At 51.8% G+C, this 26,281-nt stretch carries 18 protein-coding genes and 13 pseudogenes; 9 read left to right on the top strand and 22 right to left on the bottom strand.

Annotation, left to right across the window (positions count from 1 at the left end; genetic code table 11):
- The first annotated feature begins 5 nt into the window (after positions 1–5).
- Entirely contained in the window at positions 6–956 is a 951-nt protein-coding gene (locus tag HA50_RS27175; protein WP_084879870.1) for a DUF1281 domain-containing protein, read from the top strand.
- Positions 957–1,083: 127 nt separating this feature from the next.
- Positions 1,084–1,482: pseudogene (locus tag HA50_RS27170) on the top strand (SAM-dependent DNA methyltransferase); the annotation flags it as partial.
- Between the two features lie 109 nt (positions 1,483–1,591).
- Here the strand turns inward: HA50_RS27170 and HA50_RS27165 are convergent.
- The 9 genes and pseudogenes from HA50_RS27165 to HA50_RS27125 all read right to left on the bottom strand — a co-directional run bounded on the left by HA50_RS27165 (position 1,592) and on the right by HA50_RS27125 (position 7,431).
- A complete protein-coding gene (locus HA50_RS27165; RefSeq protein WP_208617346.1) occupies positions 1,592–1,969 on the bottom strand; it encodes an ASCH domain-containing protein in 378 nt (125 codons plus the stop codon).
- A 201-nt stretch (positions 1,970–2,170) separates the two neighbouring features.
- Positions 2,171–2,266 (bottom strand): annotated as a pseudogene (locus tag HA50_RS31870) (GrpB family protein); the annotation flags it as partial.
- Positions 2,267–2,412: 146 nt separating this feature from the next.
- Positions 2,413–2,769, bottom strand: coding sequence for a nuclear transport factor 2 family protein (locus HA50_RS27155; RefSeq protein WP_084880281.1), 357 nt, complete (start codon positions 2,767–2,769; stop codon positions 2,413–2,415).
- Positions 2,770–3,061: 292 nt separating this feature from the next.
- Positions 3,062–3,247: pseudogene (locus HA50_RS27150) on the bottom strand (transposase); the annotation flags it as partial.
- A 65-nt stretch (positions 3,248–3,312) separates the two neighbouring features.
- Positions 3,313–4,092 carry an IS21-like element helper ATPase IstB gene (gene istB, locus HA50_RS27145; RefSeq protein ID WP_084879867.1) on the bottom strand — a complete coding sequence of 260 codons (780 nt, stop codon included), beginning with the start codon at positions 4,090–4,092 and terminating at the stop codon, positions 3,313–3,315.
- The gene (gene istA / locus HA50_RS27140) at positions 4,092–5,114 is read right to left on the bottom strand and encodes an IS21 family transposase (RefSeq protein ID WP_084879866.1); all 1,023 of its coding nucleotides are present in this window, start codon (positions 5,112–5,114) and stop codon (positions 4,092–4,094) included. Before istA ends, istB begins: the two co-directional genes overlap by 1 nt.
- Before the next feature lie 45 nt (positions 5,115–5,159).
- Positions 5,160–6,014, bottom strand: a pseudogene (locus tag HA50_RS27135) (NAD(P)/FAD-dependent oxidoreductase).
- An 87-nt stretch (positions 6,015–6,101) separates the two neighbouring features.
- Positions 6,102–6,554 carry a helix-turn-helix domain-containing protein gene (locus HA50_RS27130; protein ID WP_244193690.1) on the bottom strand — a complete coding sequence of 151 codons (453 nt, stop codon included), beginning with the start codon at positions 6,552–6,554 and terminating at the stop codon, positions 6,102–6,104.
- Between the two features lie 109 nt (positions 6,555–6,663).
- Entirely contained in the window at positions 6,664–7,431 is a 768-nt protein-coding gene (locus tag HA50_RS27125) for an ABC transporter substrate-binding protein (protein ID WP_084879865.1), read from the bottom strand.
- Between the two features lie 267 nt (positions 7,432–7,698).
- Between HA50_RS27125 and HA50_RS27120 the strand changes: the two genes are divergently transcribed.
- Positions 7,699–8,160 carry an amino acid ABC transporter permease gene (locus HA50_RS27120; protein WP_244193689.1) on the top strand — a complete coding sequence of 154 codons (462 nt, stop codon included), beginning with the start codon at positions 7,699–7,701 and terminating at the stop codon, positions 8,158–8,160.
- 185 nt (positions 8,161–8,345) lie between these two features.
- On the opposite strand, the gene HA50_RS27115 is transcribed toward HA50_RS27120, so the two are convergent.
- Together HA50_RS27115 and HA50_RS27110 are read right to left on the bottom strand one after the other, a co-directional pair.
- Positions 8,346–8,774 carry a transposase gene (locus HA50_RS27115; protein WP_084879864.1) on the bottom strand — a complete coding sequence of 143 codons (429 nt, stop codon included), beginning with the start codon at positions 8,772–8,774 and terminating at the stop codon, positions 8,346–8,348.
- Entirely contained in the window at positions 8,775–9,374 is a 600-nt protein-coding gene (locus HA50_RS27110) for an IS110 family transposase (protein WP_084879863.1), read from the bottom strand.
- Positions 9,375–9,623: 249 nt separating this feature from the next.
- Here HA50_RS27110 and HA50_RS27100 point away from each other — a divergent pair.
- Positions 9,624–10,353, top strand: a pseudogene (locus HA50_RS27100) (amino acid ABC transporter ATP-binding protein).
- Positions 10,354–10,967: 614 nt separating this feature from the next.
- A pseudogene (locus tag HA50_RS27095) lies at positions 10,968–12,078 on the top strand (IS3 family transposase).
- 606 nt (positions 12,079–12,684) lie between these two features.
- Here the strand turns inward: HA50_RS27095 and tnpC (HA50_RS27090) are convergent.
- From tnpC (HA50_RS27090) to HA50_RS31865, 5 genes and pseudogenes are all read right to left on the bottom strand, one after another.
- Positions 12,685–14,277, bottom strand: a complete 1,593-nt coding sequence (gene tnpC / locus HA50_RS27090) for an IS66 family transposase (RefSeq protein ID WP_084879862.1) — start codon at positions 14,275–14,277, stop codon at positions 12,685–12,687.
- A 30-nt stretch (positions 14,278–14,307) separates the two neighbouring features.
- The gene (gene tnpB, locus HA50_RS27085) at positions 14,308–14,658 is read right to left on the bottom strand and encodes an IS66 family insertion sequence element accessory protein TnpB (RefSeq protein ID WP_084879861.1); all 351 of its coding nucleotides are present in this window, start codon (positions 14,656–14,658) and stop codon (positions 14,308–14,310) included.
- Positions 14,655–15,094 (bottom strand): annotated as a pseudogene (locus HA50_RS27080) (transposase). The gene tnpB (HA50_RS27085) and the pseudogene HA50_RS27080 overlap by 4 nt, the downstream one beginning before the upstream one ends.
- 486 nt (positions 15,095–15,580) lie before the next feature.
- Positions 15,581–16,761, bottom strand: a pseudogene (locus HA50_RS27075) (IS3 family transposase).
- A 418-nt stretch (positions 16,762–17,179) separates the two neighbouring features.
- Positions 17,180–18,511, bottom strand: a pseudogene (locus tag HA50_RS31865) (IS3 family transposase); the annotation flags it as partial.
- 76 nt (positions 18,512–18,587) lie between these two features.
- Between HA50_RS31865 and tnpA (HA50_RS27065) the strand changes: the two are divergent.
- The 3 genes and pseudogenes from tnpA (HA50_RS27065) to tnpC (HA50_RS27055) all read left to right on the top strand — a co-directional run.
- Positions 18,588–19,223 (top strand): IS66-like element accessory protein TnpA, encoded by a 636-nt coding sequence (tnpA, locus tag HA50_RS27065; protein WP_084880278.1) that lies wholly within the window; start codon positions 18,588–18,590, stop codon positions 19,221–19,223.
- A complete protein-coding gene (tnpB, locus tag HA50_RS27060; protein WP_084879859.1) occupies positions 19,220–19,567 on the top strand; it encodes an IS66 family insertion sequence element accessory protein TnpB in 348 nt (115 codons plus the stop codon). Before tnpA (HA50_RS27065) ends, tnpB (HA50_RS27060) begins: the two co-directional genes overlap by 4 nt.
- 19 nt (positions 19,568–19,586) lie before the next feature.
- Positions 19,587–20,968: pseudogene (tnpC, locus tag HA50_RS27055) on the top strand (IS66 family transposase); the annotation flags it as partial.
- A 71-nt stretch (positions 20,969–21,039) separates the two neighbouring features.
- On the opposite strand, the pseudogene tnpC (HA50_RS27050) reads toward tnpC (HA50_RS27055), so the two are convergent.
- The 4 genes and pseudogenes from tnpC (HA50_RS27050) to HA50_RS27035 form a co-directional block, all read right to left on the bottom strand.
- Positions 21,040–22,578: pseudogene (tnpC, locus tag HA50_RS27050) on the bottom strand (IS66 family transposase).
- 48 nt (positions 22,579–22,626) lie between these two features.
- Positions 22,627–22,974, bottom strand: coding sequence for an IS66 family insertion sequence element accessory protein TnpB (tnpB, locus tag HA50_RS27045; protein ID WP_084879858.1), 348 nt, complete (start codon positions 22,972–22,974; stop codon positions 22,627–22,629).
- On the bottom strand, positions 22,971–23,354 hold the full coding sequence (tnpA, locus tag HA50_RS27040; protein ID WP_084879857.1) for an IS66-like element accessory protein TnpA: 384 nt from the start codon (positions 23,352–23,354) through the stop codon (positions 22,971–22,973). The genes tnpB (HA50_RS27045) and tnpA (HA50_RS27040) overlap by 4 nt, the downstream gene beginning before the upstream one ends.
- Before the next feature lie 332 nt (positions 23,355–23,686).
- Positions 23,687–24,802, bottom strand: coding sequence for an IS110 family RNA-guided transposase (locus tag HA50_RS27035; protein WP_084879856.1), 1,116 nt, complete (start codon positions 24,800–24,802; stop codon positions 23,687–23,689).
- A 43-nt stretch (positions 24,803–24,845) separates the two neighbouring features.
- Here HA50_RS27035 and HA50_RS31575 point away from each other — a divergent pair.
- Positions 24,846–24,980 (top strand): annotated as a pseudogene (locus tag HA50_RS31575) (transposase domain-containing protein); the annotation flags it as partial.
- 94 nt (positions 24,981–25,074) lie between these two features.
- Here HA50_RS31575 and HA50_RS27025 read toward each other — a convergent pair.
- A pseudogene (locus HA50_RS27025) lies at positions 25,075–25,248 on the bottom strand (helix-turn-helix domain-containing protein); the annotation flags it as partial.
- A 202-nt stretch (positions 25,249–25,450) separates the two neighbouring features.
- On the bottom strand, positions 25,451–25,996 hold the full coding sequence (locus tag HA50_RS27020) for a hypothetical protein (RefSeq protein WP_084879854.1): 546 nt from the start codon (positions 25,994–25,996) through the stop codon (positions 25,451–25,453).
- Positions 25,997–26,281 lie beyond the last annotated feature (285 nt).

The following is a 26,281-nucleotide window of genomic DNA, read 5'->3' as shown; positions in this document are numbered from 1 at the left end:
TCACAATGTTTTCATGGTGCCATAACCGTCTGGAAATCACCGGTAAATCCGTCTGCCTCGATGTGATGCAGCCCTGGATTACCGGCACTGAAAAACCGCTTTACCGCCACGCTATCCGGCAGGCGATAAAGCTGTTTCTCGCCGGTTGTGCCGGCATACTGAAGCCCGTCAGGGCAGTGGAGTACGCCCCGTATCCGATGCTGACTGCATCCGGTACGGGCGCGCAGACCTCCTCCAACCAGGCGTTCCAGCACTTTATCGAGCTGCTGGAGCAGGATGCGTGGCTTGATAGCAGGACGCTCTCCCGCATGGAGAAAATCAGGCTGCAGTCCGGCATCGGTGCGCTGAAATGGGAAGCCATTCCCTTTGCAGCACGGCAGATAATGGCGCAGCTGATGGCCGTACATTATGCCGACTGGTTTGGCGTTGCCGGCGCTGGTGGTCCGTTTGACCCGCAGGAACGCTGGGAATGGCTCAGCATCATGCCGGAGACCACCTGTCCCTGTGACATGCTGATGGTGATGCCGTCACGTCTGGCCACCGAGCTCAGTGGCGAAAGTGGTCTGTTCACCGGGCTGTGCACTACGACTGAACTTTACATGCAGCTCTTTGGCATGGCGTTTCCGGCGGGTCATCAGTCCCTCTGGAGCCGCGATGAAGTGGGTTCACTCACGCTGAACTTCACATCGCCCTGGTATCCGCCGTCAGGTGAGGTCATGGGGCAAATGTCACAGCTGTTTGACTGTGAAATCCGTCACTACTGGATTTCACCGGATGACAGTACGTCAGGCTATAACTGCTTTGACCGGGGTGACCACGTAGACAGTGGTCCGTACTCGGCTGAGGCGCTGCGGCAGTCAGCAGCCAGCGAGGGGGCCCGTATGTTCCTGGTCACGCCGGAAACGGCCGCTGTCCCTGTTACCACCCGTGCGCACTACGGCAGTATCCGCGCATAGCAATGACACAAAGCCGGTTTATCCGGCTTCACTGACCGGCCACAGCGAAAGCTGTGGCCGTTTTTTCACCCTGAAGGGAACACAGTGTCCCTCCGGGTGCGTGTTCTCTGTATCTGAGGTCGCACGCATGAAAAATGTCATCAACCACGAAAAAGCCTTTCTTTCACTCTTCAGTCAGATGGCCCGTTACCATCGCCGGCATCAGGTATTTGAGGACTTCATCAGCTGCAGCGTCATCGCACTGGAGAATCGGCTGCAGTTCTGTGAAAAGCGCGAGCAGAAGTATCTGCGCATCGTGTCCCGGTTCGAAAAGCCCGACGTGGAGAACATGGCGCATCTGCTGGCGCATGTGGTCAGCGGGCTGGAGGAGGAGCCTGGCGATTTTCTCGGGCGGGTCTTTATGCAGCTTGAGATGGGGGATAAATACCGCGGTCAGTTTTTCACACCGTGGCCGGTTGGCAGGATGATGGCGCAGCTGCAGCTCGGTAACGTTGATGAACAATTCAGGGATAAGCCATTTATCAGTAAGCGTCACATATAGACCGTGTTATCGCTCACTCAGAGGTGTATCAGCTCAGACTTAAACTAACAGCGAAAATCGGACTTTCGGCTCTGGGAACACTTTTTAGCGGGATTTACCGAATTTTTGTTAGCGGCACAGAATGGATAACTGTGTCATCGATCTCGTAAAGCTTCCGTGCTGCACGGATTGAGAATGGATTATCGATTTTCTTAATTGTCTTTATCTCCCATGCCAGCAACCCGTCTTCATAATAAGATGCACACGCTTGAGGAATATCCTCCCGTCTAAACTCTCTGATTTCCCCAAAAGTAATGACGGCTACGGCCCTGCCTAATTCCTCTTGACCATCTGCTGTAAGGAAGTGCTCATTTTCAACCAGTAATATCTCTTCCCCGGCCTGAACTTCAGGATGCCATCGCCTTATTTCTAGCGTTTTCAGACCATTTGCGATTTGTGTTCCGGCTGGGCGAACTATAGAAAGTGCTTTCATTAGGATCTCCTTTATACCGACATTAGATTACCGTGATTAACTCAATAGTATCAGCTGCTTCCGAAACTGACACAAAGCAATCTGGCATACAAATGTATAAGGGAAACAATGCGCGCACAGCAGACATTTCAGTCATGACAGCTGAGTGTTTCCAATAGAGTGAACACAACTTTCCGGTAACGAACTTAATCTATCTCTATCGTTTGCGTCAATCAGCGCCAGTTGCAGATGACACTCGATAAAGTTCGCTTTAAGTGCGCTGTAACGATGAGTATCGTTCTTGCAGAGCAATGCTGCCATCCAGTTTGCTAATATCTGAATCAATAAACTTTCAGCTTCAAACATTTCAGGCCATTTCTCATCGTATGGCACGACAACTATTTTCCGCATAAATACGCTCTCCTTTGCGCTGTGTTCTCGAAAATAACATGTCGGCAACGAACCTACGCAGCTCCTTCTGCTGGTGTGCCCTGATGGAAAACCAAAGTCCACTGATCCCCCTCAGAGCGAAGCCAGCATGATGAACGAAGGGATTCACGGCTGCCGTCTGTATAAATTGTTCTGTAGTGAAGTATGGCACAGCCTTCTCCCAGGGCGGTAAGCCGGAAATTACTGCTGAGAATGGGCGATATAGTTTTCTCGCTTAACAGAGATGCTATCGTCTCCGCACGGTCAACCATCACTCCTGAACGTGTGATTTCCCGGAACTCAGGATGGAGGAGTCGCTCAAGCCATTTCCTGTCATTCCGCCTTGAATGATGAAGGGTACATTCGAGCACTTTTAGCTTTTCCAGGAGCATTGCTTTCATCCTCATTAAATCCTGACTGTAACATCATTGACAAAATTAGCCTTGTGACAAAAGGCCAGCCTCTGGCACAAAATAGTTAATTGCAGGGCTGCTAAGTCTGCTTTGAGCGCAGGCTGTGTGAAAACTCATAGCTTTAAGTAGCCTAACAATATTTCTCATCTGTGTTTTGAGAATATTGTTTAAGTTGACGAGGTAATCTGTGATTTTATTCGGGTGTATCAGAAGTTTTTATTGCGGGGAAGAGCCTGATATTTGTTACTGGAGGATAAAACGGCCGGAACCGTTAGCCGTATTGTTCCTGAAGCTGAAATATAAATCCTCTAGTACCCCATATCGATATCATCCTTTTCAGGTTATAAGCCAATATATGTAGACTCATTTCCGTACTGACATTTTTAAATTTCCGCATCAGAAAGTGCGTTGCACCCATCCACATTTTAATTGTCCCAAACGGATGTTCTACCGTTTGTCAACAGCAGTCGAACTTTGACCCACCTTTGTTTAACAACAGCAGTTGTAATTTGACCCACCTGATCACTCAGGATTAGATTCCGTTATCAGTCCTGCCTTACGTTTCTGTTTCAGTCGATAGCTCTCTCCTTTTATCTGCACTACGTGTGAGTGGTGTAGGATCCTGTCCAGCATCGCTGATGTCAGAGCGGCATCACCTGCGAACGTCTGATCCCACTGACCGAACGGCAGGTTCGACGTCAGGATCGTGGCACTTTTTTCGTAGCGTTTCGCCACCACCTGGAAGAACAGTTTCGCTTCTTCCTGACTGAACGGCAGATAGCCTATTTCGTCTATGATGAGCAGGCGGGGTGTCAGTACGCCCCGGTGAAGCGTGTTTTTATAGCGCCCCTGTCGCTGCGCCGTTGACAGCTGCAGTAGCAGGTCGGCGGCGCTGGTAAATCGCACCTTGATACCAGCCCGCACAGCTTCATAGCCCAGCGCGATAGCCAGATGTGTTTTGCCCACGCCTGATGGTCCCAGCTGCACCACGTTTTCTCCCCGCTCGATGAAGCTCAGTGAGCGCAGCGACTGCAGCTGCTTCTGTGGTGCGCCGGTCGCGAAGGTAAAGTCATATTCCTCGAAGGTCTTCACCGCCGGGAACGCCGCCATTCGCGTATACATTGCCTGTTTTCGCTGATGACGCGCCAGCTTCTCGTCCTGCAGAAGATGCTCAAGGAAGTCCAGATAACTCCATTCCTGGCTGACGGCCTGCTGGCTCAGCGCGTGCGCCGAGCCGACAAGACTTTCCAGCTGCAGCTGTTCTGCCAGCGACGCCAGGCGCTGATGCTGTATCTCTGTCATTAAGCGGCTCCCGGGCAGAACATGTCATAGATAGAGAGCGGATGATGCAGCGGATTACGGTCGAAGAGCTGGATGTCTTCTTTGATCAGCAACTGATCCACCGGCTTATCTGGCGGAAGCGCCAGCATGGATTGTTGCTCTTCCAGCCAGCGGTCGCAGGGTCGGCAGTGGATGGTCTGGTGCTCACGACTGTTGGCTACCTCGCTGAGCCAGCGGCGGCCTTCACGATTGGCGGTTTCAACGTCCAGCACAACGCCGGCAGGCCTGAGCCGCGTCATCAGCGGGATGTAGAAGCTCTGGCGGGTGTAGCCTACCATGCGTTCAACTTTGCCCTTTGTCTGCGCCCGGAACGGTCGGCACAGGCGCGGTGTGAAGCCCATTTCTTTGGCGAACTGCCAGAGGGAAGGATGGAAGCGATGCTGACCAGTCTGATAAGCATCGCGCTGCAGTACAACCGTCTTCATGTTGTCGTACAGCACTTCCTGTGGAACACCGCCGAAGAACCGGAAGGCGTTGCGGTGACAGCTTTCCATCGTCTCGTATCGCATATTGTCCGTGAACTCGATGTAAAGCATCCTGCTGTATCCCAGCACGGCAACAAAGACGTGCAGCGGGGTATGCCCGCAGCGCATCGTCCCCCAGTCGACCTGCATCTGGCGTCCCGGCTCGGTTTCGAAGCGCACAGCCTGCTCAGCTGTTACAGGTGGATGCTCTGCACGGAGGAAGTAACGCAGCAGCGTCAGGGAACCCCGATAGCCACGTTCACATATTTCGCGATAAACGACCGTCGCTGACAGTCGGTAAGGGTGAGCCTCTGCAAGTCGCTTCCTGATGTAGTCACGATGCGGATCGAGCAGACTGGCCGCTTTAGGGTGTGGCGAATAAACCGGCTCCGCCTTCTGATTTTTGAGATATTTTCGAACGGTATTGCGGGATACACCCAGATGGGAGGCAATGGTGCGAATGCTCATCCCCTGTTTGTGAAGAATATGAATTTCCATAACAGCCTCGAAAGTAACCATACGCTCTCCCTTTCAGAGAGAGCAGCTTAACCCCAGGGTCAAAATTCAGCTGCTGGGGTGGGTCACTATTCCATTGCTGCTAACACCCGTAATTGCTACAGTGTAACTTCCATCCAGACGACGACGCATTGCCAGCCCTGGAATACTCAGGCAGCCTTTGGTTATTTCTGCTGCCACGGTGGTCTTGAATGCTGTACCCAGTATGTTGGCGCTCGGTAGCTCAATCCCATAACGTGTGCCGAAACGCGAACTCCACGCCTCACCAGAGCAGATGACCCGACTAGTTTTGACCAGGCCGCGCTCCGTCCAGACTCTTGATACGCGTCCGCCACTGATGTCCATTCCTTGCACCGAGCAACGCTGTTGAATATTAGCTCCGTGTTTTTGCGCCCCCATTGCCAGTACAGGAACTGCCTGTGATGGCTCTGCCCGACCATCAGTTGGCGACCAGACGCCACCGATCCACGCTGTTTTGCCACCAACACGTTCCAGTTCTTCTTTTGCCGAAAGCAACTAACTGTGAAATCTAATATTTTTCGCCTGCTGGCCCCAGTTCTCCCATTTTGCAAGCTCTTCTGTGCTAGAGGTACCGTACAGTATGCCGGTACATCGGAAGCCTAAATCTTTGCCAATCTCATCACTCAGCTCAGACCAACGTTGCAGGCTGTGCATGGCCATTGGAAGTTCGTAAATGTCGCGGTTTTGTTGGCGAACCCAGCCCCAGTTCCGGCTGGATTGCTCACATCCCATCCCCCCTTTTTCGAACAGCGCTACTGATACACCGCGCTTCGCCAGTTCATAAGCAACCGACGTACCGATGATCCCTCCGCCGATCACGATCACATCAGCCTGTTCAGGAAAGGTCGGACTGTCTGGCACTGCATCAACCTTTACGCGCATAAATCGTCCCCTACATAGCACGTTCAAAATTGGTGAGCTGACTTAATATGCATTATCCATAGTACCTGTGCATTTTTGTTAGTATGATTAAAAAATTCTATGAATCAGCGAGCTAATGAACTGAAAACTGTCTCCGGGATATAAGGTAGTGCTATCGCCTGCAAGCTCAAGAGTCAGTTCTCCGCTCATCAGCAACCCGGCTTTTTCACCCAGCCCCAATAACATTTCTTCCGAGCGCAAACCTAGTGGAATCACAATAAACATAAATTGAATATCGTGTTCACCTGCCGGTGACAGCATCATTTTGGCAATGCCACGCTTACCCACGTAAAAATGTGGGCGTCCAGCACTACGTCGGACAAAATGCTCGATGCCATGTAGAGAAGGAGCCGTTTCCTCAAGAAATGCGGTGAGAGGGACTTTTAGTACCAGCCTCAATTGTTCTAATACCAGAATGGTAAGGTTAGTCAGATTACGTTCAATCTGGCTGATTGCTCCCGCTGAAACGTTAGCTAACGCAGCCAGTTCATTGATGGTCATGTTCCGCGCTTTGCGAATTTGCCGTAAGCGCGAACCAATATCCTTCTCCGGCGATTCATGAACACTTACTTCGGCAGTCTATTTGTTCATTCCATTTCCCATACAAAGCTTATGGCATACTCCATTTAGCTTTCAGCTTATCCAGAGAACCATCCGCTTTCATAGCTGTCAGCGCTGAATCAATTTTTGCCAGTAATGCTTCATTACCTTTTTTCACACCAAATGCAATCGGCGAGACGGATTCCGGCTTATATCCTTCTACAACATGCATACCCTTGAGGTCCCCCACATTTTCCTGAGCCTTCAGTATTGGGTAATCATTTAATCCCGCAGCTATACGACCAAGCGCCAGGTCACGCGTCATGTCTGCCGGGCTGTCATATACTTTAACGTCTTTTGCAATGCCGCTTTTCATCAAACTTTGCGTGTAATCGGTTCCGGCCATGCTTCCCACCACCTCTCCTTTGAGATCCTGCCATGAGGAGTAAGTTTTGTGGTTATCATCACGAACTACCAGCCCGGCACCAAAAGCAGTAACCGGCTGTGAAAACGAAATGCGCTTTGCCCGTTCCGTTGTCGGTGTCATACCTGCAACAATGACGTCAATTTTACCGGCAATTACCGACTTAATCAGTGTGGCAAAAGGTACGGCGGTATAGTTGATATCAAGATTTTCCCGTTTTGCTACTTCATGTGCGACATCCGGCATGAAGCCCTCAATCTTGCCAGTTTTCGTATCGAGAAAAGTCGTTGGTGCGCTGGAAGGAGGCGATCCCGCTGTCAGGCTGGCAGCGTAAGAGACAAAGCTGGCGCTCATCATTAAACCAAAGATTGCATTACGGCCGAGCGAAGAAACGTTAAAAGGTGAAGTAAACATAGACCACTTCTGATAGCGATGAATAAAACGATGCAGACATCTTTCACTAGAATGAAAACAAGCCCTGACTTGTCAATTAAAAAATCTATAAAATCCGAAAAAAGCAACATCGAGATTACTTATTACTTTACAATAAGTTAATTAATTATTGCCTTTCTTTATTACGAAAATAAGTAAATCCTATGTTTGTCAAAGACAAAGTCATTGACAGCTTCCTGACGTGTGATCATTTTAATGAAATCAATTCCCCACATACAGGAGCACGAGATGGACTGGAGTAGCATTCTGAACTATTTACCTTTTCTCCTGAAAGGGGCGGAAATGACGATTATCATCACGATTTTTTCTCTGATTATCAGTGCTCCACTGGGATTTTTATTTGCGGCAGGGGAAATGTATCCGTGGAAAATTATTTCCTGGCCAGTTTCGGCGATAATAAATATCACTCGCGGATTGCCAATGATCGTGGTTTTGTTTTATATATACTTCGTTTTTCCCGAAATAGGCATCACCCTCACCTCATTTCAAGCCAGCATCATCGGCATCGCCTTCTGCTTCTCCACCTATATTGCCGAAATATTCCGAGCGGGCATTGAATCGGTTGATCATGGTCAGTTAGAAGCTGCACGATCTATGGGCATGAGTTTTGAAAAAGCAATGCGACGGGTGATTTTACCGCAGGCATTCCATGTGGCACTTCCGCCGTATAGTAACAAGCTTGTCGTCTAATCAATCAATATCAGGATCAGATGGGTCTTTGTCGTCTTCGTAGTCATCTGTTGACGCTACAACATGTTGCAAGACATCGTCTTCATTCCTATGTGATTACCGCAGGGTTTTATACCCTGCAAAGCGTGTTTCGGAATTGAAGTTAATGACGAACTCAGTCTGATTTGATTATGATTCTCTGCTCGCTAATTTACTGCAGTAACTCTTTCCTGATAATAAGTACCTGATTTCCACATGCTTAACATCAATAACGTTAATTTTCTGGCCAATGCCACAACAACCTTTTTGTAACTCATTCTACGCCTGAGTTCATTTGCCCATATTGCCAGACCTGAATCAGTGCCGTAGCGGGTCAGGAGGCATGATGCGGCTTCGTAGATAAGCGTACGTGCCATTCGGTTCCCCTGCTTTGATATTCCGCCATTCCTGTCGACCTCACCGGATTGATATTTCCTAGGCGTTAATCCGAGAAAAGCACCGGCATCACTGACACGTCTGAAACGTGATGGATCGTCAATTGATGTTTTAAAACTCAATGCGGTCAGAACCCCAACACCCGGAACAGACTGTAATATCTGACATACAGGATCTTTTCGGGCGATTTTTTCCAGCATTTAGTTGAACTTCCTTATCTGCCCTGAAAGGCGTTCCCAGCTATCCAGCAGCATCAGAATTACCGGTTTAACAGTTTCGAGCGAAGGAGATGACTCAATAACCGCACGTTCAAAGACGCTGTTTTTGCCGGGCGGGAGTACAACACCAAATGTTTTCAGAAGTCCGCGTATCTGATTAGTGACGACAACGCGAAGTTGAACGAGTTTTTCCCGGCTGGTAAGAATGAGCCTTTGCTGATGGCATTCAAGACTTTTAACATGCACCGGTTTATACCAGCCGGAAAGGACCAACCGTGCAATTCCAAAAGCATCATTTAGGTCGGTTTTGTTCAACTGCATAGACAAAGAAGCATGTACGTGCCGGGCATGAATACAGTCAACATCCAGGCCATAGCTTTTGAGAGAATGGTAGAGCCAGACTGAAAGCGGTCCGGTTTCAAGAGCCACTTTTGATTTATCAAATCCTTCAGAAAAAAGGTAATTAGTTATAACAGCAGGATGTGTCTCGACTTTTACCATCCGAATCTTGTTACCGTCAGGGTCTATAACGCAGATGCTTGTTTTCTTCTGAGAAACATCAAGTCCAACGAAGGTTTTCATGGCAATCACCTCGGATTTTACAGGCTGGGATCGTATTAAGATTACAGCATGTGATGATGCTGAAAGATTCTGCTCTGGCTTCCACTATCGCTGTGACTGAAATGACACGCCAGGGACAGTTAATAGCGGCTTCAACTTTCGATAACACCACTGTCTATACCATCGTTGCAGTACTCTATCTGCTACTTTGTCTGCCTCTCCTGGCAGTGACCAAACGTCTGGAAACACGCCGGAGAAAAGGAGCCATAAATGATTGAAATTAATGATGTTCATAAACGTTTTGGACAGATTGAGGTTCTAAAAGGTGTTAGTTTTAGTGTCAGCGAGGGAGAAGTGGTATGTCTGATAGGCCCATCAGGATCAGGTAAATCAACAATTCTGCGCTGTATTAACGGGCTAGAGAGCTATGAAGAAGGCGAGATTCGTTTGTTAAATCAGCGCGTCAATCATCGCGACAAAGCCATCAACACGCTACGGCGACAAATCGGTATGGTTTAATCTCTTTCCACACCGAAGTGTGCTGGAAAATGTAATGGAGGGTCCAATACATGTGAATGGTGAGCCTCGTGCCATCGCGGAGAAACGGGCAAAAGAACTGCTGGCAATGGTCGGGCTGGCGGAAAAAATAAATGCGTGGCCCATGCAATTATCGGGAGGACAACAGCAACGCGTCGCCATTGCTCGCACTCTTGCCCTCCAGCCCCGTGCCATTTTGTTTGATGAACCGACTTCAGCACTTGATCCAGAACTGGTTGGGGATGTGTTACAGGTAATGCGTAACCTTGCCAGGGAAGGCATGACAATGGTGGTGGTTACCCATGAAATGCAATTCGCACGCGAGGTGGCTGATCGGTTGTGCTTCTTACATAGTGGACAAATTGTTGAGGAAGGACTGGCTGAGCATATCCTGGTACATCCACAGGAACCACGTACTCAGGATTTTCTCAGAAGGGTTTTGGGATCTGGCGTATGGCGATGAGCCGATTTATTATCGAGTTCGGTGTCCGCCAGGACGGCCACTTCTGAGAATAAAAGGCATTTACACAGAATATGTGTACATGCTTCGGTCTTTTCCGGTGATTTATTAATCCGGGAGGTTCCGACACCACCATCTCAAACCTGCTCATAATATTTGTTACTGCATGAACATAACAATATGATCACCCATTGCTTTCCATCCATTCTATTTAACGTATGACAGAGTTGTTATCTTTTCATCCTGTGACAGCTTACATAACATACAGCAGAAAAAAAGAAATGGATAATGGTAAATCCCGTCATTACTATGCTCTGCCAGCAGAATCTTATGACTGGGTAGACTGGCCCCCTTAAATCCGGAAGGCGCACACCCTTATGCATAACCGATGACTTAATTTCCTAGCCATACTCATGGAAGCCCGGAGCGACTTTACAGAACCCTGACTTCATTCAGTCTGGTGCATAACGACACGCACTGGCGCGGTAAGAAGACCATCTTTTTGAAGAACTACCACATTGGCGGATGGAAGCGGTGATGTAAGTATCCCAGTTAAGCGAACCATTCACTTTTAGAGATCTTCCGACATACTGATTATGTCCCCTGAGGAGATCACCATGCGTAAAGCCCGATTCACCGAACACCAGATCATTGCCGTTCTGAAGTCCGTCGAAGCCGGACGTACTGTCAAGGATGTCTGCCGCGAAGCCGGGATCTCCGAGGCCTCGTATTACGACTGGAAAGCGAAGTTCGGCGGGATGGAAGCCTCTGATATCAAAAAGATGAAAGACCTGGAGGATGAAAACCGGCGCCTCAAACAGATGTTTGCTGATCTCAGCCTTGAATGCCGGGCACTTAAAGACGTCATCCAAAAAAAGCTTTAAAACCAGCGATAAAGCCTGAGCTGGTCAGCTATCTGATCGCGCAGTTTGCCATGAGCTTACGCCAGGCCTGCAGGACATTGTCGCTGAGCAGGACGGTATTTCGTTATCAGCCGGACACGCGACGTGATGAGCCGGTGATTATGGCGCTGACCGTGGCGGCTGAACGCTATCCGCGATACGGATTTAAAAAGCTTTTTCAGGTCCTTCGCAGGCAGGGCAATAGCTGGAACCATAAAAGAGTTCACCGTATTTACTGCCTGCTGAAACTGAATTTTCGCCATAAGGGAAAACAGCGTCTGCCGGCACGTAATCCGGCTCCGCTGGCACGCCGGAGGCGATGAACCAGAGCTGGCCCATCGATTTTATGCACGATGCGCTGGTCTGCGTTAGACCCTTCCGGACCTTCAATGTGGTGGATGACTTTAACCGCAAGGCTCTCGCAATAGAAATCGATCTGAATATCCCGGCACAGCGGGTGGTCAGGATGCTGGACAGGATCGTGGCAAACCGGGGTTATCCGCTGAAACTGCGGATGGATAATGGGCCGGAACTGGTTTCGCTGACGCTGGCGCAGTGGGCTGAAGAGCATGGTGTGATACTGGAATTTATCAAACCAGGGAAACCAACGCAGAATGCCTTTATTGAACGTTTTAACCGGACGTACCGGACAGAAATACTGGATTTTTATTTATTCAGAACGCTGAATGAAGCACGGGAAATTACAGAGCGCTGGCTGGTTGAATATAACAGCGAACGACCCCATGAATCCCTGAATAACCTGACGCCGGAAGAGTACCGGCTGATAGCTGAAAAACTGGAACTCTCAAAAAGTGCGTGGAACTAAAACAGGTGCGCTTAAAAACTGTTCCAGTAGTTGCTTAATACTTATAATTGTTCAGAATTTTTCGGAAAAAACTCTGGATGAATGGGTGTACGATTGGGACATCCGGATTTATTTATCACGACTATATATCTCAACAGAAAATGCTTTTTTTAATATTTCAATTATAGGCTGAGGCAGAAATGCCTAAGCGAAAACTGATTATGCCCATAGAGTATGTCCAGTGTAAAATTTGCGTCAGGCGCATACTCTATAATCAAATTCTTCATCACTCTGCGTTGGACTGTATAACTCACAAGAATTCTGTGGAGATTCTGCTGATTGTCAAAACTTAACACATAATAAACTAGTTAATCATTAGCTGAACATATATAATATACAGAATTAGGAGCATGTTAAGGAAGCTCTTATATTATATCTGAGAGGGGGGATAGGAAATCACGGCCTATTTCTCAGATGTCATCACTGCCAGTTTATAATTTAAGTAGTTTCATATTTTTTAATATTTGTGTTATGTTTATTATTAATAAACCACTTCCCGTTAAGTTAAAATAAATATTATTCCATAATCCTATTTCTGTAAGCGTTAAGTGAGCGCCGTATTTACGGTTATTTATCGGTAAGAACCACGTTCCATGGCAGCAGTTCCGCCACTTTGTTGCTGGGCCATTCCGGCAGTACGCTCAGGATATGGCGAAGGTAGGCCTCCGGGTCGATACCATTGAGCCTGCATGTTCCGATAAGACCATACAGCAGGGCTCCGCGCTCATCGCCGTGGTCACTGCCGAAGAAGATAAAATTCTTTTTCCCAAGACAGACGGCACGAAGGGCTCGTTCGGCTGTGTTGTTATCAGGCTCTGCCAGGCCATCATCACAGTAGTAGCACAGCGCATCCCACTGGTTCAGGGCATAAGCGAACGCTTCGCCCAGACGGGACTTTTTCGGCAGAGTGGCGCTTTTCTCCACCAACCAGTCATGCAGGGATATCAGCAGCGGCTTACTTCGGGACTGCCTGGCTGCCAGCCGCTCAGTTGCAGGGAGGCCCCGTATTGCTTCTTCGATTACGTACAGCTCGCCGATACGTTTCAGGGCTTCCTCTGCTGTTGCTGTATGAGTGCTTATATAGACGTCGTGGATTTTTCGGCGCGCGTGGGCCCAGCAGGCCACTTCGGTTAACGGGCCACCGTCACGTTCTGCGCTGAACAACCGGTCGTAGCCTGCGAAGGCATCCGCCTGCAGCACACCATGATAATGGCGAAGATGTTGCTGAGGATGCTTCCCCTGCCGGTCCGGCGAGAAGGCGAACCACGCTGCGGGCGGGTCTGACGAGCCTGCGTTCCGGTCATCGCGAACATATGTCCAGATGCGCCCGGTTTTCGTCTTCTTTCTGCCCGGTGCCAGCACCGGCACTGGGGTATCATCCGTATGCAGTTTGCGGTGGTCCATCACGTAGTGATAAAGGGCATCATCCAGCGGTGCCATTAACCGGCAACAGGCATCCACCCAGTTAGAGAGCAGTGCCCGGCTCAGATCTACGCCCTGACGCGCAAGGATTTCTGTCTGCCAGTATAACGGGGTGTGCTCACAGTATTTGGCCGTTAACACCCGGGACAGCAGACCCGGCCCGGCGATACCCCGGTCGATGGGGCGTGATGGCGCAGGAGCTTCAACGATGCAGTCGCATCGGGTGCAGGCCTTTTTCACCCTGACCGTGCGGATCACTTTCAGGGCGCTGGAGACCAGTTCCAGCTGTTCCGCGCTGACTTCACTGAGGTATTTCATATCACTGCCGCAGTCCGGGCAGCAGCGTTCAACAGGATCCAGGCGATGGATCTCGCGGGGAAGATGCTCCGGGAGAGGCCGACGGTAACGGGACTGGCGCAGCTGGCGTGGTACCTGTTGATCGTTATCCCGACCGTTGTAACGATCGCTTTTCTGCTCCTGCAACTTCAGCAGTGCCTCTGCTTCTTCAACCTGCCGGCGCAGCTTTTCAGAACGGGTACCGAACAACATCCGCCGCAGTTTTTCTATCTGTGCCCGCAGATGCTCTATTTCGCGCTCTTCGTTCTCTATTTTCTCTTCAGCGCGGGACAGCGCCGAACGCATGAACGACTCAGTCTCTGCAATGAGGCTGAGCTGACTGTCTTTCTGGCGAAGCGCGTCTTCCAGCGCAGCAATACGGGCGAGATAGTCCTGACTCATGACCCCATTTATAATGCGGTCATGCTCTTTTTACAACATTGTCAGTGAGTTAAGGCGTGCTGTTTTTGGCTGACGCCAGTCCAGCTTATCGAGAAGCATGGCAAGTTGTGAGCGGGTGATCGCGATTTTGCCATCACGGACTGTTGGCCAGACGAACTGGCCTTCTTCCAGAAGTTTGATAAACAGGCACAGACCGTCAGTATCAGCCCAGAGTATTTTCACGGTATCGCCACGGCGTCCCCGGAAGATGAACAGGTGGCCGGAGAAGGGATCCTCATCCAGAACGTGTTGTATCTGTTCGCCCAGTCCGTTGAAGGATTTACGCATATCCGTGGCACCGGCGACCAGCCAGATTTTGGTGCCTGACGGGAGGGATATCATTGTGTCCTCCCGGTCAATTCGCGGATCAGCACGGCCAGCAACTCTGACGACGGGTTTTCCAGCGTCATTTTGCCGTGGCGGAACTCAACATGACAGGAAGTAGCGCTGGAATGAGCGGAGGAGAACGTACACAGAGTGTCATTCTCTGCAATGGGCAGCGGGTCGTTGATTACGTCGACGGACAACAGAGTCGGGGAAATCGGAAGCGGTTGTGGTACCACCGGCCCCACGATAGTTGCAGGCATTCGACAGAGATTCGCCCCTCTCTCTGCCAGAGGCGTAGCCACTTAAAAATGAGATTATTATCAACGCCATGTTCCCGCGCCAGTTGTGCGACGTTGGCATCTGGTCGTGAAGCCAGTTCGACCATCCGAAGTTTGAAGTCATTGGAATAGACGGTACGCGATTCAGTTCGCCAGTTGGCAGCATTTTCCATGAACAGAGCTCCTTCTAAATTAGACGGAGCTCTAAGCTAGCGATCCTGAGACCAGAATCACAGACGGCGGTGGCTTGACGCTTACCTATTTCTAGATTGAATAGAAATTCTTTTACGTCACTGGGGGGCGGTTTATCTTTAATAAGCTTTTAGTGCTATGGGGGTTGCAAAATTAGGATGAACACTCTAGATTGAAATCGCTGTGTAATTCTATAATACCCATCCTGTTTTCCGTTTGTAAAATTTTACCGACGCAAGTAAGGACAAAAAGCGTCGGTTTTTTTTATGATAAGCTATTGATATTTATAACCATTAAGCGATAGCTAACTGTTATTTGAATTTAAAATTAACACGCAATGCTCCCAACTCATTGATGTAGTTGTTAATGGTGTTTTTGAAGTACGATGTGTGTTCCGTATCAGTCTGCTGTTGGAGTTGCCTCCGCTAAAACGGATACGGTTAATTTATAGCTAGCAGAGAACTTCTCTATTCCCTCTGTAACTGCATTTTCAGACCTCTATGAGGATGCCAGTTATTATAGTCTTCCATCCATTCCGTCAGTTTTCCCATTACGGTCATGGCATCCGGTAGATCATTTACATATACGTAGTCGCGCTTGAACGTTTTCACGAACGATTCAGCCATCCGATTGCTTTACGGACTGTGCACTGGCGTCGTACACACGATGAACCCGAGTGAGGCGGCGAACGTTCTTGTTAAGTCCGCTATGTAGCAACTGCCGTTATCGGTCAGCTACTCAACGACATGTGGCAGGTAAAGCGTATTTCTAAAACGCTTTTCTACACTCTCTGTCAGCAGATCCTGCACCATAACGCTGTTTATTCCACCTGTTGCCGCCGACCAACTGATGGCTTAGCGATCACAGCAGTCAAGGCTGAACACCACCCGCACGACTTCCCGATTCCAGCAGAGGATTTCGAAGCCATCTGAACACCAGCGCGTATCCGGCTTAAGTGTCACGACGTTGCCGGTATGACAGCGCTCTGGCTTTTTATGGCCTGATTTTGCCAGCAACAGGTTATTCGCCTGCATGATCCGGTAAATACGTTTGGGGTTAACCCGCCAGTTTTGTTCCTTCACCGCACGATTGAGGTGTGCAGTCACGCGATGATAGCCGTTTGTCGCCCGCTCGCTGCATATCTGGCGGATAAGCGGTAACAATCGGGCGTCATCATCTTTGCTATAGTTGGCTGACCGGCGCTGGCGCTTCTTCAGCAGCCGTTCATAAAGATTCGAACGCGATACACATAGCACTTCTGCTATTCGGATGAGGAGGTATCATCCGGTGTCAGCAATGGCATGCGCGATATCAACTTTTTTGCCTGGGCTATCTCAAGCGCATCCCGAAGGATTTCTGCTTCCATCGTTTTGCTTCCCAGCATTTGTTCAAGCTGTTTGACTTTTTTCTCCAGCGCTTTGACCTCGGAGACGCTGACCACCCCGTAACCCGTGGCGATCGCAGACTTTCCACCATCGTTCATGGGCTGTTTCCACTTAAAAAGAAGACTGGGTGTGATGCCATATTGCCGGGCAACGAGTGAAACGGTTTAGCTGGGCTGCATGGCGAGCGCAACAAAACGGGCTTTCTCTTCGGGAGTATAACGACGGCGCTTTTGCTTGCCAGTGATAACTTCGATTCTTTGCACAGGACACTCCTTAAACATAGCTCTAAGACTATGTCTAACTGGTGAAGTGTCCGGTTTAAACGGGGGCTATTACAGCTGTCCCTCCTGTTCCGCTTCTGAAAGCATGGTTCTTAGTGGCAAAAGTAATACAGGGCATCAGCGTTAACTCTGTTCTCTCTGCCACGAGACATGGAAAATATATTTAATACAACAACTCAACCCGGTACATATCACAAGATCATTGGCATTCCCATGACGACGGCGGTTGCCCTGCCTCAGACCGGATTACGGGTATCGGACCTAACAGCATTTTACGCCTTTTAGATAACTCTGGCCGCAGTCAGTAACCTCTCGGACACAGCCTGGGAATTCTGGCGCAATGTGAACCCCCATTCTTACGAAACGTGAGCGGTAACTTTCAAGTTAGTTGTCGTGTTTTTCACCCTGTACGCTGCGCTTTTTCAGTGTTTAGCGAGACCGCTAGGACCGGGCTCCAGTTCCGCGTTTTGCCGGACCAGCGTTCCGGATGATGGCGTCTGGCTTCCTCATACAGCACATGACGCTTTTCCAGGTTTTCAAATCCAGTCCGTGATGTTTTTCATCCGGAGTCACCCAGCGCAGGCCACTGTGCCGGTGTGTGCTGTTGTACCACCGGACAAAGTGTTTTACCAGTCTGCTAGCACCTTCAAGGTCCCGGAACTCTTCACGGGGCCACAGCGGGCAGTATTTCAGCGTTCTGAACAGCGATTCAGAGTAAGTATTATCATTGCTTACCCGGGGACGGCTGTGAGACGGTGCAATGCCCAGTTCGTACAGTTTTGCCTGCATCGTGAAGCTCTTCATCGGCGCACCGTTGTCAGCATGCAGCACCAGTCCGCTGTGCCAGCATTTTTCTAACCACACGGCGCGCTGCAGCAGCGCAGATGCATACTGCCCGGACTCTTTCTAATGGACCTCCGCACCGGTTATCCGGCGGCTGAAGACGTCCGTTATCATATACAGATAAAACCGCTGTCCCGTTACTGATGTGGGGAGGTGAGTGATATTCCAGGACCATAGCCGATTCGGGGCCGTAGCCGTGTAACTCTGGGCCTGCTGTACATGCCGTGCGGGCGAGCCCGGCCACGGTGCCGATCCATGCCCTGAGCCTTCATCACGCGGCGAAGGCTGGACTCGAACGCGATGTATATCCCCCGGTCTGCGAGCGCCGGGACCATATAACAGGGCGGCCTGTCAGCATATCCCGGCTCTGTACAGACCTGCAGTATCCGGGCACGCTCTACTTCAGTCAGCCGGTTTGCAGGCGCTGGCCGCCGGGCAGAGGGGCGGCGGTCTTCACCACTGGTACCGCACTGACGTCAGCGCTGAAGCGTACGTAACGAGATACCGGCCAGTCTGCAGGCACGGTGCCGGCCTGCGCCACAGCGAACTGCCTCACCGATTAGCCTGATGAGGCGCAGCCTCTCCGGAAGGGACGTCATTCGTCCTCTTCGCTGTTCCGGAGGGCGCCCAGCTTTTCCTGCAGCACCAGCAGCGCGGCAGTTTCGGCCAGCGCCCGGTCTTTACGCCGGAGTTCCCTTTCCAGTGCCCGGATGCGCATCTTGTCAGCACGGGCCGCTTTCTGCGCGTCGGCCAGCTGGCGGTGCTGTGACTGATTGGCGGCCAGACAGTTCTGCTTCCAGTATCGGATTTGCTCAGTATAAAGACCGTTTTTTCGGCAGTATTATGCCAGCTCGTGCTCTGACATCGCTGCCGTTTCCAGCGTAACCGTCTCATTTAGACCGTCTGTTAGTCTCACTCCGGTTCAGGGAAAATAATGTCCATTATAAATGATGGACATTACCGTTATGAAATACCGGACTCTGCTCCTCGATGCACTGCACTTCCATTTTAATGAATATGTATCCAGACTCGAAGTCGGTCGCCGGCTTGGCATCCCCAAAAGCACCATCTGCGATCTCTTTGTTCGCTTCTCCAAGCAGGAGATGAGCTGGCCGCTGCCCAGTAGCATGACCTCCGATGAGCTCGAATCACTGCTTTATCCCTCGCGTACCGCCGCAGTCATCCCTGACATCCCTGAGCCAGTTTTGGTGGAAGAACCCGTTGTACGCAAGCGACCGCGGCGCCCGAATTTTCCCCATGAATTTAAAATCACCCGGGCTGAAAAGTCGCTTCAGCCCGGCGCCAATGTGGCGCAACTGGCCCGCGAGCACGGCATCAATGACAACCAGTTGTTCAACTGGCGTAACCTTTACAGACGTGGGCTGCTGCGCCCCCGGGATGGCAGTCCACTGCTCCTGCCCATCACGCTGACTGAAACCACTACGGGAGCTGAACAACCGACGCCGGGCATGCTACAACACGCAGCCGGAGAAACCTGCTGCAAGCTGGAACTTCCCTCCGGAATACTGCGTATCCGCGGGAGTCTGGCGCCCGGGCTTCTGCGCATACTGATCAGTGAAATGAAAGCAGGTACACAATGAGCATGTTGCCGGCAGGAACACGTATCTGGATAGTGGCCGGGATCACCGACATGCGCAACGGGTTCAACGGTCTGGCCTCTAAGGTGCAGAATGCGCTAAAAGATAACCCGTTCTCCGGGCAGGTCTTTATCTTCCGTGGTCGGCGGGGTGACATGATTAAAGTTCTGTGGGCGGATGCTGACGGCCTGTGCCTGTTCACCAAACGTCTGGAGCGAGGGCGCTTCGTGTGGCCGGTGACCCGCGACGGAAAAGTCCACCTGACGCCGGCGCAGCTTTCCATGCTGCTGGAAGGCATTAACTGGAAACATCCGCAGCGAACGGAACGTCCTGGAATACGCATATAACCTGTTGTAATGTTCGGGTATGGCCCGTTCAATCTTCGACGAAAATGCCCTGCTTCGGGCGCTGCTGGACGCTCAGCAGCAAAGCCTTCGCCAGATGGCGGAGTATAACCGTGTACTCTCACAGCGGGTGGCTGCTTACGCCAGCGAAATCAACCGGCTGAAAGCCCTGGTCGTCAAACTACAGCGTATGCAGTTCGGCAAAAGTTCTGAAAAACTGCGCATTAAAACGGAACGTCAGGTGTGTGAGGTGCAGGAACGTATCAGTGCCCTGCAGGAGGAAATGACGGAGGTGCTGGGCGAACAGCATGATCCCGTTATGCCACAGCCGCTACGCCAGTCTTCTGCCCGCAAACCGTTGCCGCCATCGCTTCCACGTGAAACCCGCACACTGCCGCCGGCGGAAACCGCCTGTCCGGCGTGCGGGGGTGACCTTAGCCCGCTAGGCTGCGATGTGTCGGAGCAACTGGAGCTCATCAGCAGCGCCTTTAAGGTTATCGAAACGCAGCGGCCAAAACTGGCCTGCTGCCGGTGTGACCACATCGTTCAGGCCCCCATGCCGTCAAAACCCATTGAGTGCAGCTACGCGGGCCCCGGCCTGCTGGCCCGCATCGTTACAGCGAAGTTCGCAGAACATACACCTCACTACCGCCAGTCGGAGATCTACCGCCGACAGGGCGTGGAGCTGAGTCGTGCCACACTGGGGCGCTGGTCCGGTGCGGCGAGCGAACTGCTGGAGCCGCTCTGGGACCTGCTGCGGCAGTATGTGCTGATGCCGGTAAGGTGCATACCGATGACATCCCGGTGCCGGTACAGGAGCCGGGCAGCGGCAAAACCCGGACGGCCCGGCTGTGGGTCTATGTGCGGGATGACCGAAACGCGGGTTCACAGCTGCCGCCGGCAGTCTGGTTCGCGTACTCACCTGGCCGAAAGGGTGTTCATCCCCAACAACACCTGACCGGGTACAGCGGCATCCTGCAGGCCGATGCGTACGGCGGCTACAGTGCACTTTACGAAGACGGGCGCATAACCGAAGCAGCGTGTATGGCGCACGCCCGCCGAAAAATCCACGACGTTTACGTCCGCATCCCCACCGATATCACCACCGAGGCGCTGAAGCGTATCGGTGAACTGTACGCCATCGAAGCGGAGATCCGTGGCAGTCCGGCAGATGAAAGGGTAACGGTCAGAAAAGCCAGGACCGTGCCGCTCATGCAGTCGCTGTACGACTGGATACAGGAGCAGATGAAGGTGCTGGCGCGCCACTCTGATACGGCGAAGGTGTTCGCCTACCTGCTGAAACAGTGGGATGCGCTGAACCTTTACTGCAGTAACGGGTGGGCGGAAATCGACAACAAAATTGCGGAGAACGCCCTGCGCGGAGTCGCACTGGGCCAGAAAAACTCTTATGACCTTTGTCAAGGATAGCGGCCATACTGTAAGCGAACAGCCAGAACCGTATTGACGAACGACGGTTATTCGGCAGACAGAGCGATGCGCCATGGCAGCAGTTCACTGACCCGCTTTACCGGCCAGTCTGCAATAACATCAAGCACATAGTGGAGGTAGCGTTCCGGATCAACACCGTTCACTTTGCACGTCCCGATAAGGCTGTACAGCAACGCACCCCGTTCACCACCATGATCCGAGCCGAAGAACAGCCAGTTTTTTCTCCCCAGACTCACCAGCCGCAGCGCGTTCTCGGCGATGTTATTATCTACCTCAACCCAGCCATCTTCTGCATAGCAGGTCAGCGCTGGCCACTGGTTCAGTGCATACGCGAACGCCTTTGCCAGCTCTGAGTGTCTTGAGAGCGTTTTCTATTTTTCCCGCAGCCAGCTTTCCAGTGACGCCAGCAGCGGCAGCGCTTTTTGTTGCCGTATCATCTGTCGTTCCGCTGCGCTTTTTCCTCTGATGTCCGCTTCGATGGCATACAGCCCCCCGATGCGCTTCAGGGCTTCTTCTGTCAGGGCCGACGGGGTTCTGGCGTGCACGTCATGGATTTTGCGGCGGGCATGGGCCCAACAGGCGGCTTCCTTTATATGACCGTCGCGGTACAGTTCGTTGAACCCGGCATACGCATCCGCCTGCAGCACACCGCTGAAGCCGGCAAGATGGGTCTGAGGATGGATGCCTTTTCTGTCCGGGCTGTACGCGAACCATACTGCCGGTGCCAGAGCTGACCCGGCGTTGCGGTCATCGCGAACATATGTCCATAACCGCCCGGTCTTCGTCTTTTTATTGCCCGGCAGCAGAACCGGTACTGGCGTGTCATCCGCGTGAAGTTTTCCATCGGTCAGGACATAGGTCTGAAGGGCCTCTTCCAGTGGGGACAGTAACCGGCAGCATGCATCCACCCAGCCCGACAGGAGTGAGCGGCTTAGCTCCACGCCCTGCCGGCTGTATATTTCTGACTGGCGGTACAGCGGTGTGTGTTCTGCATACTTTGATGTCAGGACCCGGGCCAGCAGGCCGGGCCCGGCGATGCCCCGTTCGATGGGGCGCGAAGGCGCTGGCGCCTGTACGATAGCGTCGCATTTTGTGCAGGCATGCTTTTCCCGTACCGTGCGGATAACCCGTAAGGCGCTGCGCATCAGCTCCAGCTGTTCGGCGGCATCTTCACCCAGGTAGCTCAGCGAACCACCGCACTCCGGGCAACAGGGCTCCGTCGGCAGCAGCCGCTTCTCATCCCGGGGGAGTGACTCAGGGAACGGTTTACGGGTTCGGGTCTGACGAAGCGGGCGCTGAACTTCCGGGTCATCCACCCGGCCGGTAAGGGTATCGCTTTCCGTCTGAAGCCGGTTCAGGTCGGCTTCCATCTGCGCAATACGGCGGGATATCTTTTCGGAACGGCTGCCGAAGTTCATCCGGCGAAGCTTATCCAGCTGCGCCTGCAGATGGTCTATTTCGCGCTCCCGGCTACTCAGCTTCTCCTGCAGGGCCTGGATCAGCGCTTCCTGTTCGGCCAGGCGCTGTTTCAGCAGAAGGATGTCGTCAGAAGAGGCATTATTCATAGCCCTTATTTTACCAGGCTTATTCTGCAACAACCAGGATAAAGAGACCTACAGCATGCTCAGGGATGTCAGCAACCGCTTTGGCTGTCGCCAGTCGATACCTTCCATCAGCATCGCCAGCTGTGCCGGCGTCAGGAAGATTTTGCCATCACGGGCCGACGGCCAGGCGAAGCGCCCACGCTCCAGCCGTTTTGTCAGCAGGCACAGCCCGTCGCCGGTCGCCCACAACAGTTTAACCTGGCTGCCGCTGCGCCCCCGGAAGATGAAGACATGACCGGACATCGGGTCATCTTTCAGCGCTGTCTGCACCTTTGCGGCCAGGCCGTTAAAGCCGTTGCGCATATCGGTGATACCGGCAACCAGCCAGATTTTTGTGCCTGCGGGAAGATTTATCATACAGGCCCCCGCATCAGCTCGCGCAGGACAGTGCTCATGAGCTCAGCAGAGGGGTAAGTCAGTGTTATTTCTCCGCCACGACATTTTATGTGGCAGGCAATGGGAGGTGAACAGGATGGTGGTTCGAATGTTGGGAGAGAAGGCTCCGCCTGAAGCTGCACGGGTATCAGGGCAGAAAGGGATGGTGAATTTTTTCGTGGCCGACAGACCCGTCCTTCACTCTGCCAGAGCCTTATCCATTTAAAGAGCAGGTTATCGTTGACGTCATGTTGACGTGCCAGAGCAGCGATACTGCCTTCCTGTTCAAGGGCCAGCCTGACCAGTTCCATTTTAAATTCAGGAGAATAGCGTTTCCGGGGAAGTTTTTCTTTGGCGCGCATGAAGTGTCCACTTGCAAAATAAGTGGGTGCTTAAGTTACAGGATCCTGGGTTCAGGACCAGACGGTACTCAGACGACGCTTACGCCATACTTATCTGGCGCAGCTTTGAATAGCTTCGCTGAGAACAGCATCTGACGCATAAAGACCTGAAGTAGCCGGGCTGTATCCTGGACTGAACAGACTCTTATCCGGGGACTCAATACCCCACGGAGGTTTTCGTCGTGAGCTGGCCTCTTTCTGGCTGCAGGTATCGGATTGTGGTTCACCGACCTAAGTTTTTGACGAGGATCACTCATTCCGTGCCCGGTACCTCAGGGTTTAACGCCGCACTGTTAACCAGACTGTCGGGCGGTGAGAGCAATTTCCCACATAAAACCGGTCAGCTCGCGTGCCACCGCTGTAATAGCTACCTGTGATTTCTTCCCTTTCTGCAAAAGGGCTTTATAGCGGGCACACAGCCGTTGCTGAGCTTTCCATGCAATATCTTTTGAATCCTGTGAGGCAGACACTGGCCGGTAAGTAATCAGCCAGCTCCCTACTTTTGCCGGGGAGCGGTATGCCCAGGCGGCTTCATAAAGCAGGCGTCGCAGCTCACTGTTTCCTGTTTTTGTAATTCCCCTTGTATGTACTTTACTCCCGCTGGAGTGTTCTCCGGGTATCAGTCCGGTGTATGCCATGACCTGCTTTGGGTTAGAAAAACGGGAAAAATCGCCAAGTTCTGAAGCCAGGGAAACAGCTATCGTTTTTCCCATCCCTTTCAGGGCCTGGAGCTGACAGACCAGGTTGTAGAGTGACCATTCGGGGAGCAGTCGGTCAATTTCCTGATCCAACTGGGCGATACGGTTCTCAATCTGCTCATGGTTCTGGCAGTAATGCTGAAAAGCAATCTGCTGCGATGGCAGGGGAAATGTCTGATTTGCCAGCCATATACGATGTCGGTATCCCCAGGGTTTCCTTTCGTAGCGTCTGTCGGTGCGTAACAGCATGCTCTGAATCCTCTGCCGGGCAATCCGACAGTCCTGTTTTGAGGCCGCACGTGCCCTGACCAGGTCACGCATCGCTTCATGTGTCAGGTCGGGGATCCACACAGGAGAAAGTTCACCTGCACGTAACAAGCGGGCCAGACCCATAGCGTCACGGTGATCGTTTTTAATACGATCAGTCGGAGATTTTGGGATCCGTGAAGGGGCCACAACGATACATTCAATATTCATTACGGTGAGCTGATGATAAATCCCGTATCCGCAGTGTCCCGCTTCGTAGCAGGCCATGATGCTGGCATACTGCTTTTGTAACTTCAAAAAGAAATGATGAATGGCTGGCTGTTGATTGGGGATGTTGCCATAAAAGCGGATTTCCCCACCGCGTTCCGGACTGGCGATTGCGACAGTCAGTGACTCTTTGTGAACGTCAAGACCGACATAAACTGAATACAGATTCCGCGACATAACGACCTCCAATAATGCATCGAGAGTAAAGTGATTATATAAAGGTCATACCTTCTGGTTGTTCGCAGGGTCAGACGAAGGTGGGGAACGCGCGGCGATACTATACTCGCTGATCAGCACCTGCCGGCTGAACGTTGTAGATCCGGAGGCGTGGCTGCGTTACGTCATCGGTCATATCTAGGACTGGCCAGCGAAAAGGGTCCGGGACCTGCTGCCATGGAAAGTCGATCTTACCTCTGTCTGAACGTCAATACGGTCTAAATGATTCGATTACTTTCGAGCAGAATGGTAAAGATCTGCTCCGGAGAGCGGGCTTCGGTCAGATCATGTTTGTCTTTGATAAGCCCCTCCATTTCAAGCCGTTTACGCCAGTCATGAACAGTAGACACACCAACGCCAATATCTTCAGCAACCTGCCTCATTGTCCAGTTATAAGGGGGGAGCAGATGTCTTATGGCTCTTTCTTTAAGTTCAGGGTCAACAGGTTTTCGTCCCATAACAGATCCTCACCCCCCGGGAATAATCAGAAGTGACAACTACCCTGACACAGGGGGTAACGGAGAAAATCGATCGTTCAGATCGAATATGTATGTATCCAGTGTGAAACGCTGCGCAGGCCGGTGACAGGGGAAATTATTTTTCCGGCACTTAAGATTTTCGCCGAAGGATCAGCACGGGCCAGTCCCTGCGGAAGTCCGTGCGCCAGCGCCATTGTCGGAAAAGAATTTCCAGCTGCATCAGTGCTCTCTTTGCGGGCGTGAAGGGGATGCGGTAAGTCCGGCTGTGAACGGTGAGTCCACTTTCATCGATGCAGGCCAGCACCCGGCGGGCGCGGAAGCCTGTCAGAAGATGCGAGGAAATGATAACGGTGCGGTTTTTTTCCAGTGCCTGACAGGTTGACGCGTTTACACTCTGCCAGAACAGACAAACCCGCGCCGGCGTCAGGTCTGTGGTGGGCTGCCAGGGGGCAAGATGCACCCATGCCCGTTTGCGACGATAGAGGATCAGCGTCATCGCTGGCCTGAACTGCCGCTCTGCCCATGCGAGAGGGCGAAGGAAGAAAGGAAGAATGAACAGCAGCGCCCAGACCAGATAAAACCCGGTGCGGGTGCCGTCGGGGGTAAAACTCAGGCTCATCGCGCCGGAAAGGGTCATCCAGAGCATAAAAAACGAGAAAACAAAGGGTTGCTGCATGCGAAAACTCACGATACCGGTGTTAACAGAGGCTTGCAGGAGAGCACCACGTTGTCACCACGGCACCCTGAAAATCTGAAACCACTTCTGAATATTTTCACAAGCAGGATTTCTGTCAGGGGCGGTTCAGGGTTTTCGGTTGCAATTATCAGGGGGGCTTTTAGCGTAGCGTCATTTTCAGCAGGCATATTCCGGCGGAGGTGATGGTGCGTGGACTTAACTGGTTAACAGGCAGAGGCAGACAGGAAAAACGGCCCGGAGAGAGGCCGTCGCCGGATGTCACAC

The organism is Pantoea cypripedii (assembly GCF_002095535.1).
GTDB lineage: Bacteria > Pseudomonadota > Gammaproteobacteria > Enterobacterales > Enterobacteriaceae > Pantoea > Pantoea cypripedii.
Note: the sequence above shows the minus strand (reverse complement) of the source record. Positions and strands in the feature narration are given on the sequence as shown.

Coding starts and splice junctions, on each gene's coding strand:
- HA50_RS27175 (WP_084879870.1), top strand. CDS start 6: ATGTTTTCATGGTGCCATAACCGTCTGGAAATCACCGGTAAATCCGTC.
- HA50_RS27165 (WP_208617346.1), bottom strand. CDS start 1,969: ATGAAAGCACTTTCTATAGTTCGCCCAGCCGGAACACAAATCGCAAAT.
- HA50_RS27155 (WP_084880281.1), bottom strand. CDS start 2,769: ATGCTCCTGGAAAAGCTAAAAGTGCTCGAATGTACCCTTCATCATTCA.
- istB (WP_084879867.1), bottom strand. CDS start 4,092: ATGACAGAGATACAGCATCAGCGCCTGGCGTCGCTGGCAGAACAGCTG.
- istA (WP_084879866.1), bottom strand. CDS start 5,114: ATGGTTACTTTCGAGGCTGTTATGGAAATTCATATTCTTCACAAACAG.
- HA50_RS27130 (WP_244193690.1), bottom strand. CDS start 6,554: ATGACCATCAATGAACTGGCTGCGTTAGCTAACGTTTCAGCGGGAGCA.
- HA50_RS27125 (WP_084879865.1), bottom strand. CDS start 7,431: ATGTTTACTTCACCTTTTAACGTTTCTTCGCTCGGCCGTAATGCAATC.
- HA50_RS27120 (WP_244193689.1), top strand. CDS start 7,699: ATGGACTGGAGTAGCATTCTGAACTATTTACCTTTTCTCCTGAAAGGG.
- HA50_RS27115 (WP_084879864.1), bottom strand. CDS start 8,774: ATGCTGGAAAAAATCGCCCGAAAAGATCCTGTATGTCAGATATTACAG.
- HA50_RS27110 (WP_084879863.1), bottom strand. CDS start 9,374: ATGAAAACCTTCGTTGGACTTGATGTTTCTCAGAAGAAAACAAGCATC.
- tnpC (WP_084879862.1), bottom strand. CDS start 14,277: ATGAGTCAGGACTATCTCGCCCGTATTGCTGCGCTGGAAGACGCGCTT.
- tnpB (WP_084879861.1), bottom strand. CDS start 14,658: ATGATATCCCTCCCGTCAGGCACCAAAATCTGGCTGGTCGCCGGTGCC.
- tnpA (WP_084880278.1), top strand. CDS start 18,588: ATGAAATACCGGACTCTGCTCCTCGATGCACTGCACTTCCATTTTAAT.
- tnpB (WP_084879859.1), top strand. CDS start 19,220: ATGAGCATGTTGCCGGCAGGAACACGTATCTGGATAGTGGCCGGGATC.
- tnpB (WP_084879858.1), bottom strand. CDS start 22,974: ATGATAAATCTTCCCGCAGGCACAAAAATCTGGCTGGTTGCCGGTATC.
- tnpA (WP_084879857.1), bottom strand. CDS start 23,354: ATGCGCGCCAAAGAAAAACTTCCCCGGAAACGCTATTCTCCTGAATTT.
- HA50_RS27035 (WP_084879856.1), bottom strand. CDS start 24,802: ATGTCGCGGAATCTGTATTCAGTTTATGTCGGTCTTGACGTTCACAAA.
- HA50_RS27020 (WP_084879854.1), bottom strand. CDS start 25,996: ATGCAGCAACCCTTTGTTTTCTCGTTTTTTATGCTCTGGATGACCCTT.